The organism is Streptomyces sp. NBC_01235 (genome assembly GCF_035989285.1).
In the GTDB taxonomy this organism is placed as follows: Bacteria; Actinomycetota; Actinomycetes; order Streptomycetales; family Streptomycetaceae; genus Streptomyces.
In genome coordinates, this window is record NZ_CP108513.1 from 5,177,315 (window position 1) to 5,190,684 (window position 13,370).

Annotated in this window: 13 protein-coding genes; 4 read left to right on the plus strand and 9 right to left on the minus strand. The window is 72.1% G+C overall.

The features are described 5' to 3' along the window. Positions 1-128 precede the first annotated feature (128 nt). Complete coding sequence (locus tag OG289_RS22830; RefSeq protein ID WP_327315898.1) at positions 129-2,540, minus strand: outer membrane protein assembly factor BamB family protein; 2,412 nt, start codon at positions 2,538-2,540, stop codon at positions 129-131. A 220-nt stretch (positions 2,541-2,760) separates the two neighbouring features. After that, positions 2,761-3,516 carry a VOC family protein gene (locus OG289_RS22835; protein WP_327315899.1) on the minus strand — a complete coding sequence of 252 codons (756 nt, stop codon included), beginning with the start codon at positions 3,514-3,516 and terminating at the stop codon, positions 2,761-2,763. A gap of 145 nt (positions 3,517-3,661) precedes the next feature. Here OG289_RS22835 and OG289_RS22840 point away from each other — a divergent pair, with 145 nt between their 5' ends. Continuing rightward, on the plus strand, positions 3,662-4,297 hold the full coding sequence (locus OG289_RS22840; protein WP_327320772.1) for a TetR family transcriptional regulator: 636 nt from the start codon (positions 3,662-3,664) through the stop codon (positions 4,295-4,297). A gap of 111 nt (positions 4,298-4,408) precedes the next feature. On the opposite strand, the gene OG289_RS22845 is transcribed toward OG289_RS22840, so the two are convergent. Continuing rightward, on the minus strand, positions 4,409-4,894 hold the full coding sequence (locus OG289_RS22845; RefSeq protein WP_327315900.1) for a nitroreductase/quinone reductase family protein: 486 nt from the start codon (positions 4,892-4,894) through the stop codon (positions 4,409-4,411). After that, positions 4,891-6,126: an acyl-CoA dehydrogenase family protein gene (locus OG289_RS22850; RefSeq protein ID WP_327315901.1), complete on the minus strand. Its 1,236-nt coding sequence runs from the start codon at positions 6,124-6,126 to the stop codon at positions 4,891-4,893. The genes OG289_RS22845 and OG289_RS22850 overlap by 4 nt, the downstream gene beginning before the upstream one ends. 113 nt (positions 6,127-6,239) lie before the next feature. Between OG289_RS22850 and OG289_RS22855 the strand changes: the two genes are divergently transcribed. Both OG289_RS22855 and OG289_RS22860 read left to right on the plus strand, forming a co-directional pair. Further along, entirely contained in the window at positions 6,240-7,409 is a 1,170-nt protein-coding gene (locus tag OG289_RS22855) for a thiolase C-terminal domain-containing protein (protein ID WP_327315902.1), read from the plus strand. 51 nt (positions 7,410-7,460) lie between these two features. Then, positions 7,461-7,865 (plus strand): hypothetical protein, encoded by a 405-nt coding sequence (locus OG289_RS22860; protein ID WP_327315903.1) that lies wholly within the window; start codon positions 7,461-7,463, stop codon positions 7,863-7,865. 68 nt (positions 7,866-7,933) lie between these two features. On the opposite strand, the gene OG289_RS22865 is transcribed toward OG289_RS22860, so the two are convergent. The 5 genes from OG289_RS22865 to OG289_RS22885 are packed head-to-tail and all read right to left on the minus strand — an operon-like array spanning position 7,934 to position 12,131. After that, positions 7,934-9,064 (minus strand): hypothetical protein, encoded by a 1,131-nt coding sequence (locus tag OG289_RS22865; RefSeq protein ID WP_327315904.1) that lies wholly within the window; start codon positions 9,062-9,064, stop codon positions 7,934-7,936. Then, positions 9,061-9,987 carry a lactate/malate family dehydrogenase gene (locus tag OG289_RS22870; RefSeq protein ID WP_327315905.1) on the minus strand — a complete coding sequence of 309 codons (927 nt, stop codon included), beginning with the start codon at positions 9,985-9,987 and terminating at the stop codon, positions 9,061-9,063. The genes OG289_RS22865 and OG289_RS22870 overlap by 4 nt, the downstream gene beginning before the upstream one ends. Continuing rightward, positions 9,984-11,207: a hypothetical protein gene (locus OG289_RS22875; RefSeq protein WP_327315906.1), complete on the minus strand. Its 1,224-nt coding sequence runs from the start codon at positions 11,205-11,207 to the stop codon at positions 9,984-9,986. Before OG289_RS22875 ends, OG289_RS22870 begins: the two co-directional genes overlap by 4 nt. Before the next feature lie 29 nt (positions 11,208-11,236). Then, on the minus strand, positions 11,237-11,611 hold the full coding sequence (locus tag OG289_RS22880; RefSeq protein ID WP_327315907.1) for a DUF6415 family natural product biosynthesis protein: 375 nt from the start codon (positions 11,609-11,611) through the stop codon (positions 11,237-11,239). Beyond that, positions 11,604-12,131, minus strand: coding sequence for a hypothetical protein (locus OG289_RS22885; RefSeq protein WP_327315908.1), 528 nt, complete (start codon positions 12,129-12,131; stop codon positions 11,604-11,606). Before OG289_RS22885 ends, OG289_RS22880 begins: the two co-directional genes overlap by 8 nt. A gap of 122 nt (positions 12,132-12,253) precedes the next feature. Between OG289_RS22885 and OG289_RS22890 the strand changes: the two genes are divergently transcribed. Continuing rightward, on the plus strand, positions 12,254-13,369 hold the full coding sequence (locus OG289_RS22890; RefSeq protein ID WP_327315909.1) for a helix-turn-helix domain-containing protein: 1,116 nt from the start codon (positions 12,254-12,256) through the stop codon (positions 13,367-13,369). Position 13,370 lies beyond the last annotated feature (1 nt).

The window sequence follows — 13,370 nt, forward strand, 5'->3', positions numbered from 1 at the left end:
CGCGTGGCGACCGGCCCGTCCCCGGCGTAGCGTCTGGGGTGGCGGCCGCCGTCTGGATCCCCTTCCGTGCACCCGGCACGACGGCCGTCCCGGACACCGGCACCAGCCCCGGACACGGTGCGGGCGGCCTACGCCGTTCGTGCCGTGCCCGTGCCCTTCTCCGCGTCCAGCGCGTACACGCAGCGGTCCTTGCTGCACGCGTACACGACGCCGTCGCGGACCACCGGGGAGCCGGTGATCTCGCCGCCGGTCGCCAGCTTCCAGCGCAGCCGGCCGTCGTCGGCCTTGAGCGTGTACAGCAGGTGGTCCGTCGAGCCGAAGTGGATACGGCCCTCCGCGACCGCCGGGGCGCCCACGATGTCGCCGCCCGCCTGGAAGCGCCACTTGGGCGTGCCGGTGACGGCGTCCAGGGTGTACAGGCCCTTGCCGCTGCCGACGTGGACATGGCCGGCGGCGACGAGGACGGGGTCGACGGAGGCGCGGGACTCCGTCGCGATGCGCCAGCGGTCGCGGCCGTCGGTGGCGTCGATCGCGTACACCGTGCCGAGGTAGTCGGCGAGGTAGACGCCTCCGCCGGTGACGGCCGGGCCGGGGACGAAGGCCGGCGGGGACAGGAACACCGCCGGGGCCTCGAAGTGCCAGCGCACCATGCCGCTCGCCACGTCGACGGCGAGGACGCGGGTGCCGGCGGAGAGGTAGACGTAGCCGTCGGGGGCGGGGGTGACCCGGACCGGGACGCCCCCGCAGGAGGCCGTGTCGCCGATGGGGTAGGACCAGCGTTCCTCACCCGTACGGGCGTCGAGGGCTCTGAGCCGGGCCTCCTGCCAGACGTAGACCGTGCCCTCGTGGAGCGTCGGGCCGGCCTCCGGGGCCTCGAAGTCGGTCTGGCAGCCGCTGATCTCCCAGAGCTTCTGCCCGTTCGAGGCTTCCCAGGCCTGCACTCCGCCGCCGCGGGTGCCGGTGACGACCGTGCCCCGGTCGGCCTTGAGCGAGTACACCCAGGCGTCCGTGGACAGCCGCCACAGGTCGCCGCCCTCGCGGGCGTCCAGGGCGAACAGGGTGGGGCCGTCGGAGGCATGGACGCGGCCGTCGGCGACCGCCGTCGACCAGGCCACGTCCCGCGTCTTGAAGCGGCGCCGGCCGGTGGCCACGTCCAGGGCGTGCACCTCGAAGGAGGTCACGTAGACGAGGTCCCCGGCGACCGACGGCGTGCCCCACACGTCGTTCGACATGCGGAACCGCCAGGGCCGCCACCCCGCCGGGGTCTCCGCGGGCGCGCCCTGGGCGGCCGGTACGGCGGTGTCGGCGCCGTTGACGCCGGGGCGGGGGCGGGCCCAGTTCGCGACCAGGCCGGGCTCGGCGACCGGCGCCTTCACGGCGGCCGTGGCACGGACGTCGGCGACGCGCGGGCCGGGCCCGATCGGCACGGCCGCGCCCGCCAGCCGGACGGGACCGGCGTCGGGGGCGCCGACGGCGACGGGCCCGGCCGGGAGCGCCGGACGGGAGAGGACGACGGGGTCGTGGGAGGGCGGGGGCGGTACGGCCGCGGCGGGCCCTCGGCCCATGCCGCCACCGCCACCTGCGAGGCCGCCGACCACACCGCCGCCGCTGCGGGGGCTCGCGGGCGCCGGTTTCGGCGCCGGGCGGCCGCCGCGGCGCGTTTCGATGAGGGTGACCGCCTTCTCGGGCAGCCACGCCGACGCCGTACCGCTGTCGTCGGAGCCGGAGCCGAAGAGGTGGGGGGCGAGCTGGGCCTGGAGGTCGGCCGGGCCCGGGCGGGCCGTGGCCTCCATCTGCATACAGGACTCGATGAGCGGGCGCAGCTCGTCCGGGAGGCCCTCCAGGTCCGGGCCTTCGCGCAGCAGCATGAAGACCGTCTCGACCGGGTTGGCGCCGTGGAAGGGCGGATGGCCGGTGGCGGCGAAGACGAGCATCGAGCCGAGCGAGAAGACGTCGCTGGCGCCGGTCACGCTCCGCGAGTCCTTCGCCTGCTCGGGGGACATGTAAGCGGGGGTGCCGACGGCGACGTTCGTCATCGTCAGACGCGTGTTCGAGACCCCGGACGCGATGCCGAAGTCGATCACCCGGGGCCCGTCCTCGACGACGAGCACGTTCGACGGCTTCAGGTCACGGTGGACCAGCCCCGCCCCGTGGATCGACTGGAGGGCCTCCGCCACACCGGCTGCCAGCCAGCGCACCGCCTGGGCCGGCATCGGCCCGCACTCGTTCACTATCTCTTCGAGGGAGGGCGCGGGCACGTACGCGGTGGCCAGCCACGGCACGGCGGCGCGCGGATCGGCGTCGACGACGGCGGCCGTGTAGAAGCCGGAGACCGCCCGGGCGGCCTCCACCTCGCGCGTGAAGCGCACACGGAAGAGCTGGTCCTCGGCGAGCTCCGTACGGACCGTCTTGATCGCCACGCGCCGGCCCGAGGCCGAGCGGGCCAGGTAGACCAGCCCCATGCCGCCGGCACCCAGCCGTCCCAGCACCTCGAACGGCCCGATCCGCCGAGGATCGTGCTGCGTCAGCTGATCCACCACTTGCCTGCCACCTCCCCGTACGAGCCGCGTCACCCACTTGTGTACACGGCCCCGTGCAGCGTCTCACCACCGCACCGCCATGGCGGCACGCACCCCGATTCTTCCTGGCCGGGCGGCTGGTTGCGAACCCCGGGGCAATAGGGGTGTCTTATTTCATATGCGGGCAAAAAATCCTCACTTCAGGACAAACCCGCCGGTGAGGGGGCCGCTGAGCGGCCGCTCAGTGCTCGAGCAGCGCGAACGACGCCCCCTGATTGTCGGTGACGACGGCCACCGTGCCGTACGAGGCGCTGAACGGCCCCGCCTGCACCCGCCCGCCGAGCCGGCTCACCGCGCCGAGCGCCGCCTCGCAGTCCTCGACGCCGAAGTGGACGAGGAAGTGCGGCGGCATGACGTCGGGGAAGACGTCGGCGACGGGCGCCCGGCCGAAGTCGGGCTTGGCACCGGGCCCGAAGAGGGCATCGTGGAAGAGGTGGCCGTAGAACGTGTTGGCGGTCTCGATGTCGCGGGCGTAGAGCTGCGCCCAGGCGAACGTGCCGGGGGTGTGCCGGACGCCGAAGCCGGCGTGGCTCCCGGCCTGCCAGAGGCCGAAGACGGCGCCCTCGGGGTCGGCGGCGAGGGCGGCGGCGCCCAGCCCGCCGACCGGGAACGGGGCCGTGATCACCTGTCCGCCGCCCGTCTGGATGCGGCGTGCGGTGGTCTGCGCGTCGGGGGTGGAGAAGTACACCGTCCAGACGGTGGGCATGCGGCCGTCCGTCTTGTGGGCGAGCGCGGCGACGGCCGCCCCGTCCTGCCGGGCCCACACGGAGTCGCCCCGGCCCTCCGGCCGCTCCTCGAAGGTCCACCCGAAGAGCTCACCGTAGAACCGCTTGCCTGCGTCCACGTCGGGGAGCTGCGCGTCCACCCAGCAGGGGACGCCCTCCGGGAATCCCCCGGGGGTTCCCGCCGCGTGCACCGATGCCCTGTTTTCGGCCATGCAGCCAAACTAACGGCGGTCCACCCGGCGCGCAGACCCGGGCGCGACCAGGCACACCCGCCTCCGGACGCCCGTGCACCCCATTTGCAGTCGGCCGAATCGCGCTCCGATCACCCCTCGGTAAGCTGACGGCATGACAGGACAAGTGCGTACCGTCGACGGCCGCGTGGCCGGTCGGCGCGGGCAGGCGACGCGGCAGAAGCTGCTCGACTGCCTCAGCGAGATGCTGAGCTCCTCTCCGTACCGCGACGTCAAGGTCATCGACGTCGCCCGGAAAGCGGGCACTTCGCCCGCGACGTTCTACCAGTACTTCCCGGACGTCGAGGGCGCCGTACTGGAGATCGCCGAGCAAATGGCCGCCGAGGGCGCCGAGTTGACCGAGCTGGTCGCGGGTCGGTCGTGGGTCGGCAAGGCGGGCTGGCAGACGGCGCAGGAGCTCGTGGACGGCTTCCTGGAGTTCTGGCGGAAGAACGACGCGATCCTCCGGGTCGTCGATCTCGGCGCGGCGGAGGGCGACAAGCGCTTCTACAAACTCCGTATGAAGATCCTCAACTCGGTGAACAACTCCCTGTCGGACGCGGTCGCCGAGCTGCAGTCCAAGGGCAGGGTCGACAAGGACGTGAACCCGGCCGCCGTCGCCGGTGCGCTCGTCGCGATGCTCGCGGCGGTCGCCTCGCACCAGAAGGGCTTCCAGGCGTGGGGCGTCAAGCAGGCTGAACTCAAGCCGAACCTGGCGCTGTTGGTGCATCTGGGCATCACGGGCAAGAAGCCGACGAAGTAGCCCGCCCGCGCCACTCTTACGTCACGTCCTGTCTGCCAGGCGGCGGTTCACCCGGTCGTTCGTTCGCCCGGATGGGCCGCCGCCTGCCGCGTTGCCGACGAGGCGCGCCCTCTAGGGCCCGTCCTGGCTTCTGGGAACGATCCGGAACAGCCGGATCTCCCGCTCCACCCGCGCCTGGTACGCGGCGTACGGCGGCCAGAACGCCAACAGTTCCTTCCAGACGGCCGCCCGTTCCTCCCCCGCCAGCAGCACGGCCGTCACCGGGATGTCCGTACCCTTCCAGCTGATCTCGGCGTCGGGGTGGGCGCGAAGGTTGGCGGTCCAGGCGGGATGACCGGCGCGGCCGAAGTTGGAACCGATGAGGATCCAGCTCCTCCCGCCCTCCTCGGGCATGCAGGCCAGCGGCGTCCGGCGCGGCCGCCCGCTCCGCGCTCCGGTGCAGGTCAGGATCACCCCGGGCAGCATCTGTGCGCTGAGCAGCACCTTTCCCCTGGTGAGGCGGTGGACGGCCCGGTCGAGGGCGGGGATGACATGCGGGGCGACCTTCGCGAAGCCCCGGGTCGAGGACACCTTCTGGACGAATCGGACGCCGATCACACCGAGACCTCCGCCCGCTCGAAGAGCCCGGCGCGGTCGGCCGCGTGGGCGCGGAGCCGGTGCACGGGCCCGAACAGCAGCTCGTCGCCGGCCGCCCGCTTGAAGTACAGGTGGGCCTCGTGCTCCCAGGTGAACCCGATACCGCCGTGCAACTGGATGCCCTCGGCGGCGGCACGGCGCAGCGCCTCCAGCGCCTGGGCGAGCGCGAGGCCGCCGACCCGCTCCTCGTGACTGTCCTGGCCGGTCGCCCAGGCGGCGTAATAGGCGGCCGACCGTGCGGCCTGGACCTGCACGTACACATCGGCCAGCCGGTGCTGCACCGCCTGGAAGGAGCCGATGGTCCGCCCGAACTGCTCCCGCTGCCCGAGGTACTCGACGGTCCGCTCCAGCACGCGGTCGGCGGCCCCGACGGCCTCGCAGGCGAGGAAGGCGGCGGCGAAGTCGCCGGTGCGGGCCAGGGCTTCGGTGACGTCCACGCCCACGCCCACCTCCTCGTCCTCGCCCTCGCCCACCTCCGCCTCCGCCTCGCCGAGCAACTCGGCTTCCACATCGCGGAGTTGAACACGAGCCTGCGGACGGGTCGCGTCAAGGGCCGTCTGCCGGGTCCGGACGAGCCCGGCGGCGTCCCCCGCCACCAGGAACAGCAGGGTGCGCGACCGCACGAACCCCCCGGTGTGCGCGGCGACGACCAGCAGCCCGGCGCTGTGCCCGTCGAGCACCTGCGCGGCCTCCCCGTACAACCGCGGGCCGTTTCCCGTACGGCGGGCCTGGACACCCCCGGCCCGCCCCCCGCCGGACCAGTCGCCGCCGCCCGGTCCGGTCAGGGCGAGGGCGGTCGTGAGGGCGGGTGCGGGGACGGCGAGGGCGGCGGTCAGGGTGCCGTCGGAGATCCGGGGCAGCAGGTCGGCGCGCTGGGCGTCGGTGCCTAGGGCGAGGATCAGGGGCGCGGCGAGGACGGAGGTGGCGAGGAGCGGGGAGGGCGCGAGGGCCCGGCCTATCTCCTCGGCTGCGAGGGCGAGGTCGGCGCGGGGGCAGCCGACCCCGCCGTACGCCTCCGGGAGGGCGAGTCCGGGCAGGCCGAGCTGTTCGGCGAGGGCGGTCCAGAGGGCGGGATCGTGGCCCGCGGGGGTGTCGACGGCCGCCCGCAGGTCGTGGGGACCGGAGCGTTTGTGGAGGAGTTCCCGCAGCGTGCGGCGGATCTCGCCCTGCTCGGCGGTGAAGTTGGGGTTCATGGATGACGCTCCCCTCCGTATCTGACGGTCCGTCATGTTAGGGCGGGAGCAGGGGAATGCCCAGAGAGCCGGCATCTGTCAGGGCAGGCGTTATCTGATGTACCGTCAGATTCATGGCATCCGGCACCCGGAAAGTGGCCGTGGTCGGCGTCGCCCTCTCCGACTGCGGCCGAGTGGACGACGCGACCCCGTACGCCCTCCACGCCCAGGCGGCCCGCCGCGCACTGGCGGACGCGGGGCTGGGGCGGGAGGTGGTGGACGGCTTCGCGTCCGCCGGCCTGGGCACCCTCGCCCCGGTCGAGGTGGCCGACTACCTGGGCCTGCGTCCCACCTGGGTCGACTCCACCTCGGTCGGCGGCGCGACCTGGGAGGTCATGGCGGCACACGCGGCCGACGCCATCGCCGCCGGTCACGCGAACGCGGTCCTCCTGGCCTACGGCTCGACACCCCGCGCGGACATCAAGGCGGGCCGCCGCACCGGCACCTTCGCCTTCGGCGCACGCGGCCCGCTCCAGTTCGAGGTCCCGTACGGCCACACCCTGATCGCCAAGTACGCGATGGCCGCCCGCCGCCACATGCTCCAATACGGCACGACGATCGAACAGTTGGCGGAGGTCGCGGTCCAGACGAGGACGAACGCGGCCCCGAACCCCGAGGCGATGTTCCGCGACCCGATCACGGTCGACGACGTCCTGTCGGGCCCGATGATCGCCGACCCGTTCACGAAACTCCACTGCTGCCTGCGCTCCGACGGCGGCGCGGCGGTGCTGCTGGCGGCCGAGGAGTACGTACGCGACTGCCGCGCCGCCCCGGTGTGGATCCTGGGGACGGGGGAGCATCTCTCGCACGCCTCGATGTCCGAGTGGGACGACTTCACGGTCTCCCCGGCGGCGGTGAGCGGTCGGCTGGCGTTCGAACGGGCGGGGGTGCGTCCGCAGGAGATGGACTTCGCCGAGATCTACGACGCGTTCACCTACATGACGCTGGTGACCCTCGAAGACCTCGGCTTCTGCCCGAAGGGCGAGGGCGGCGCGTTCGTGGAGAAGGGCCGGCTGACCCGGTCGGGAGCACTGCCGGTGAACACGGACGGGGGCGGCCTGTCGGCCCAACACCCGGGAATGCGCGGGCTGTTCCTGCTGGTGGAGGCGGTACGGCAGCTGCGGGGGGAGGCGGACGGCCGTCAGGTACGGGGACGGGACGGAGAACTCCCCCGGCTGGGAGTGGCCTCCGGCACCGGCGGCTGGTTCTGCTCCTCGGGGACGGTGGTGCTGGGACGGGACTGACGACTGAAGTCCGCCGACGGCCCCACGGTCCTGTCCTGCCAGTCTTCTCCCATGTCCGCACGCAACCGAAGACTGCCCCGGCACCGCGCCTGGCCCCTGACCACCACCGACATCACCGAGTGTCTCGGCGCCTCCATGGCCCACGTCACGGACCTGGAGTTCCTCACCGGGCACGGCAGCGGAACCATCGTTCTGGGCGCCGCATGGATCGCTCCGCATCCCCGCAACTACGGCCGCGGCATCCACCCGGACTCCGTCGGCGTCCGTATAGGCGTCCATCCGGTCGACGCCACCGAACGTGCCGCCACCCGCGCCGTTCTCCGGGCCCAGGCCCTCCCCCAGCTCCTGGAGTGGGTCGAGGGGACGATCACCGCCGACGAAACCTGGCGCCTGACCCCGCACCAGCACTACTGGCGACTCACCGACGGCCACCTCACCCACCGCGACGAGGCGTGAACTCAGCCCGGCAGCGCTGTCCCAGCAGGTCACTCACGTGGCTGGGCGCCGCCCCTCCGCACGGGGGCTCAGGCGGATCCGGTGAGCTTCGTCAGAAAGCCGGCGTTCGCAGCGATGTCGTGACCGAGTACGACGGAGTGATGCGGCAGCAGGGCCAGGCGTCGCATGACCTCCTGACGGGACTCCGCCGTGCCGCCGCCGTCGACTCGGGCCACCTCGAAGAGGTCGGGGTAGCGGTCCTCCGTCTCCCCGCTCATGAAGTCATGCTCGCCCAGGGATCGGCCGCCCCCCGCCGTGGCCGGGACGGCTTCGGCCTCGACGCGGGGGAAGAGTAGGGCCGCAGCCCCGCCGCCGGTCGCCAGCCGCAGACCGAACCAGCGGCCGAACTGGTCCGGGAAGACCTGTGCCTTGAGCTCCCGGCCGCTCTCCCACAGCGGCTCGCGGCACCCGACGAGCAGGGCGTCCGTCACCCGCTGGTCCTGCGTGGGGTGCAATGCCTCGCCGGACCGCAGACGCTCACGGGCGATGTCGAACCAGTGAAGCGCGTCGAGCAGGCCGAGGCCGACGGCTGCCGCCGACGGCCACGGCAGCACGTCCACACCGCCGGACTCACCGGGTCGGACGAACACGCGGTCATTCGCCAGCAGTTCCCACCCATCCTGGTTGGCCAGGGCCAGCGCGGTAGTGGTCTTGCCAGCGCCCTTCCTTCCGAACGTCAGGACCACACGGCCGTCCTGGACGACCGCCGAGGCGTGCAGCACCGACCAGCCGGACCGCAGCAGCACCCCGCGCATCACCTCACGGGCCAGGCGGGCGGTAGCGGTGGCCACCGGTTCTGTGGCGCAGCCGTAGACGGTCAGCCGCGCCGAGCCGGGCTCGGATCGGTAAGCCAGGCCCTCCTGCGGAGAGACGGCCCGGATGACACCCTCGGCCGTGTCGCGGGCCACGAGCGTCTGCGCCTTCGCGTAGGTGGTGCTCGTGTGCGGGGACTGAGTCACCGTCAGCGCGGCTTCCGCGTACTGCTCGGGGCTCACCACGCCGTGGACGAGCGGGCTCGCGCAGATACTTTCCGACGGCACGTCGACCGCGTTCCACCAGGGCCCGAAGTAGCGGGCCGACCAGTCGGTGACAGCCTGGTCGGCGGAGACGACGGTCACGGCCGCGGCAGCGGCCTCGAGCCGGGTGGCACAGATGGTCACGAAATCCTCCCTGACGGAAGCGAATGGGATGGGGTGTCGCACGCCGTCCGATAGGCGGCGCGGAGCTTGGTGCATGCGGCCTCCAACTGCCAGGCCTCGGTGTCGTCCAGCGGAGGCAGGCACGGTACGGGACGACCTGCGGTGAACCGCAACGGAATTCCCAGCCATGCGCCCCGGTGGGACGCAGACAGCTCGGTCACTCCGTCCTCCATGCCGAGGGCGAGGCGCAACGCGGCCATCACGGCCCCGGCCGGTCCGCACCGCGTGCGACCGATGCCCGCACTGATCCGGCCGGGGCGAGTGGCGAGCTCATGCCGTACCTGCTGAAGGGGGACGGGAAGGGGCTGGCCGTTGACGGTGGTGGACGAGGCACACACCACGGCCGCCTCGCCGTGCTCCCCGATCACGTGGCCCCTCACCGCGTCCATCGGTACACCCAGCAGGCGAGCAAGGGTAAGCCGGTAGCGGGCCGTGTCGAGACCGGAGCCGATGCCGAACACCCGCGTGCATCCAGAGGTCTCCGCGAACAACCGCGTCATGAGGTCCACGGGGTTGGTGACCATCAGCACCGTCCCCGCGCAGTCGCGGAGTTGCGCGGCGAGAGCGCCGATGACGGGCGCGTTGACCTGCGCCCCGCCCATACGTACGTCAGTGGCGCGATTGTTGGTGAAGTGGGCCCGGACTGCGATCACCACGGCGGAGCAGTGCCGCAGGTCGGCCACCGCCACGGCACGCGTCTGCGTGGCGGAACCGATCGCCGCGCGCATGTCGTCCAGGTCGGCCGCCAACGCGGTGGCCTGCTCCGGCACACGGGAGGCGACGAGGAGACGGCCGCACAGCCCGGAGGCCACCAGCGCACCGCCCACGGACTGGCCGACCGCCCCCGTCCCGATCACGCCGACCGTCGGTCCCGGGGACGTCATGAGACAACCGCCAGGACACGGTCGAGTGCGCGGTCCCACACCTCGTACCCGGCAGCGCCGTCGGTGAGATCGACGCTGAGCGCATCCACGAAGGAGCACACCGGCACGGCCCGTTCGACGAGCGCAAGGCCCAGGCCGGGCAGCGGCAGCGCGGACGGCGCGGAGAGGTACGTGGTCACGATGTTGGTGGTGTCCATCAGCCACAGCGTCAGCAGCTCCCGCAGCCATGCGCGCCGTGTCTCCTCCGACACCCGCAGCGCACGGGTCTCCACGAAGGCACCCACGCCTTCCACGATCTGGCGGGCGGTCCCGGCATCGGGGCGGCGGGCGGCCAGAAACAGGACGGTGCGGCTGAGGAGCTTCGCCTCGTCGATCGTCGGGCTCGCACGCAGCAACCCGGGATCGAGCATGACCGGTCGTCCCTCGGGGCCGTCGGGGAAGACGACATGCTCGGGTTTCAGGTCCCCGTATGCAAGCGTCATGCCCTGCGCCGGGAGCAGTGACATCCGCAGCCGTCGCAGTCGCGCCACTGACCGGCGCACCAGCGCAACCGTCTCCTGACGCTGTCCTGGCGTCAGCCGTTCGGCGCCGAGTTGCGCCACGTACCCGGCACCCGACAGGCCGTTGAACTTGCAGAGGAACGTGTCGGCGATGCTGCGCTCGCCGATCACCGCAGCGGAATCCAGGCGACGGACGGCGTCAGGCCCATGCAACTCGCGCAGCTCGGCGAACGAACGGCTCAGCAGCTCGGCCGTATCGCCCGGCCTCACGAGCAACAGCTCCCCCAGCGTCGGGCCGGGCACAGGCTCGGTGAAGACGACGCCCAGCCGTATGCCGGCCAGGGCGCACACCTGGGGGCTCCCCGTGACGGCGAGGGCCCGGAGCTGGGCGGCCTCTCGCTGGAGCAGGCTGTCCGGCTGTGCCTCGTAGGCCTGCTGCGACTGACGTACGTGGGACCAGGGGCCGCATGCGCCACTCAGAAGGGACACGAGTGAAACACCGAGGAACGAGCACTTTGCGTAGAGCGTGCGCTCACCCACGCGGGCACGGTGCACGTAACCGGTCACACCGGGCACATGGCCTTCCAGGCAGACGGATTCGCCGGGCCATATGTCAGCTGCGGCCCGATGAATGCGGGCGGCGGCGTGCACGAACACCTCCGCGACGGTGGGACGGGCCGGCTCGGGCTGAGCCGGGGCGGCAAAAGCGTTGATGGTCACCAGCGCCTCCTCGGGCTGCTAAAGACGGGCTAACTGCTGGTCGCGAGCGCGATGGGCCGGCTGACGAGGGCGAGCAGGCTGGTCAGTGCCCGACAACCGAGTGCGAGGTCCTCCGCGCGAACAGCGGCCGAACGGTCTGTCCCGCCCGGTCCGTCGGCGAGGGTCCGGCGCGCTCGGACGAGGAGCCAGCGCGCGGTCTCGCGGTCCGGGATGTCCTCGGCCATCTCGTTGACCGCCTTGTCCAGCTGGAAGATCAACAACTCGACGTGGCCACACAACCGTTCGGTCACCTCGTCGACCGGGGCTCGCTCCGGAACCTGGCGCGGCAGGGTGCCGGTGAGCGCGAGGGCTTCCTCCCAGTCACGGCGGAACTCGTCGACTGCGAGCGACCTGGAGTCAGTCATCTTTCGCCTCCGGCCCGTGGGTTCGGCGGAAGCGTCCGAGCTCCACCAAGTGCGCGACGGCGTCCGGCCGGCACAGGGCTTCCGGGAATGCAGGCACGACGCACCAGTACGAGCGGTTCTCCGGGCCTGTCACATCGACGCGCGGCACTCCGAGGAAATGGTCGTCGTCGAGGCAGTCGGTGCCGGGCATCCGCCAGTCACGGCACGTTCCCGGGGGAACGAGGCAGTAGTACCAGGCGGCGGTCTTGTCGACGAACACCGCACCGCCGTGCAGAGCGACGGCCAGGTAGTGGCCGACGAGCACGGGGCGCTCGCTGCGGGCGGCGGCGAACACGATGTCGGCAGGAAGTCGGATGGCGGCGAAGACACGGCCGCAGCGCAGCAGGGCGACCTTCCTCGTCTCCCACTCCGCCCTCGCCGAGTCGACGTCGTCGGCGGCACGCAGGAGCCACGTCGCGACGGAGCGCGCCGTCTCCGGTCCGGACGCCGTCGGACTGTGAACATGCAGAACAGAGCGCATCAGCATTTCCTCCCTATTGGGCTCGAAATGGGGATGCCACCAACGGTAGGCATCTGCACCGGCTCCCTGAAGTGACCGCGAGTACAGGTGGTTTGCTGTAGACCACCGGGATTGGACCTCCCATGCGGCCGAGGCCTCGGCAAACCCTGACCGCGAGTACGGGTACGACCCAACGACCCCGATCAGGCCTGATCAGCGGCTACGTCCTGCGGGTGATCCGCGAGCAGCGTGGCTGCACCCAGGAGGAGGCCGCCGCGTATCTGAAGGTGAGCCCGGACACGATCGCCGGCTGGGAGACCGCCAGGCGCCCGCTGACCGCGGTCCCTGTCGGACAGTTACTCGTCCACCGCCACCGGCTGATGCTCCTGGGCACACCACCGGCCCTTCTGCAGGGATTGGAGAGGGCGTTGGAGGCGGACGTCCTCCTCGCGAGTGTGCTCGACGAGGATGCTCCCGCCGACCGAAACCCCCTCGCCGCGATGGTGATGCAGCGCGAGCTCGCCGAGGTCCTGGTGTGGCCGCTCAACGGCATCCCGCCGCGCCCCGTCCGGGAGCTGCCGGCACCACCTCGCCCACGCCGTGGCCCGGCGCCGGCCGGACCGGAGTTGACCGCGGCCGAACGACGGTCCTTCTTCGGACAGATGCGTCGTACGGCCGAGCAGGCGCGCGACCCAGGTCAGTTCCTCCTCCGCCGCCAGGCTCTCTATCTCGCCGGGTACGACCAGGAGCCGGACACTGCCGACTGGCTCGCCCACCAGCAACGCACCGAGCGGCCGGACGACTGGCTCACCCGCTGGCTCAACCACCGTTCCGTGGCCGCCGTCGCCGCCCGGCACGGCGACCGCGACCGCATGGGCCACTTCATCGACTCCGCTCTCCTGGAAGACGACGCCGGGGAGGCCGCCAACCTCGCGTACTGGGCGTACTGGGTCGGCGAGACATCGGCCCCGCAGCTCTCCGACGACTTCATCGCCGACGGTTCCCTCGGCCCGTGGCCCGGGCACAGGCTCCTCACCCACCTCGTCGACGGCCTGGTGCCCGAGCACGGTTACGTGGACCTCAACATCCACAGCCTGTGGGCTCTGCTCCAGGTCCGCCCCACACTGCTGCGCCCCGGTGAGGCGGCCCGCACGCTGTGCGAGCGGCTTACCGTGAGGTTGGATGGCGGAGACCTCTCGTCCCGTGGGCGGCGGGAGTTGGAAAGCATCCGGTACGCGATCCGCCTCGCCGAGGCGTGAG

Excerpts from the sequence above, each read along its gene's own strand:
- OG289_RS22835 (WP_327315899.1), bottom strand. The coding sequence starts at position 3,516 with ATGGCCGAAAACAGGGCATCGGTGCACGCGGCGGGAACCCCCGGGGGA.
- OG289_RS22850 (WP_327315901.1), bottom strand. The coding sequence starts at position 6,126 with ATGAACCCCAACTTCACCGCCGAGCAGGGCGAGATCCGCCGCACGCTG.
- OG289_RS22855 (WP_327315902.1), top strand. The coding sequence starts at position 6,240 with ATGGCATCCGGCACCCGGAAAGTGGCCGTGGTCGGCGTCGCCCTCTCC.
- OG289_RS22860 (WP_327315903.1), top strand. The coding sequence starts at position 7,461 with ATGTCCGCACGCAACCGAAGACTGCCCCGGCACCGCGCCTGGCCCCTG.
- OG289_RS22870 (WP_327315905.1), bottom strand. The coding sequence starts at position 9,987 with ATGACGTCCCCGGGACCGACGGTCGGCGTGATCGGGACGGGGGCGGTC.
- OG289_RS22880 (WP_327315907.1), bottom strand. The coding sequence starts at position 11,611 with ATGACTGACTCCAGGTCGCTCGCAGTCGACGAGTTCCGCCGTGACTGG.
- OG289_RS22885 (WP_327315908.1), bottom strand. The coding sequence starts at position 12,131 with ATGCGCTCTGTTCTGCATGTTCACAGTCCGACGGCGTCCGGACCGGAG.
- OG289_RS22890 (WP_327315909.1), top strand. The coding sequence starts at position 12,254 with ATGCGGCCGAGGCCTCGGCAAACCCTGACCGCGAGTACGGGTACGACC.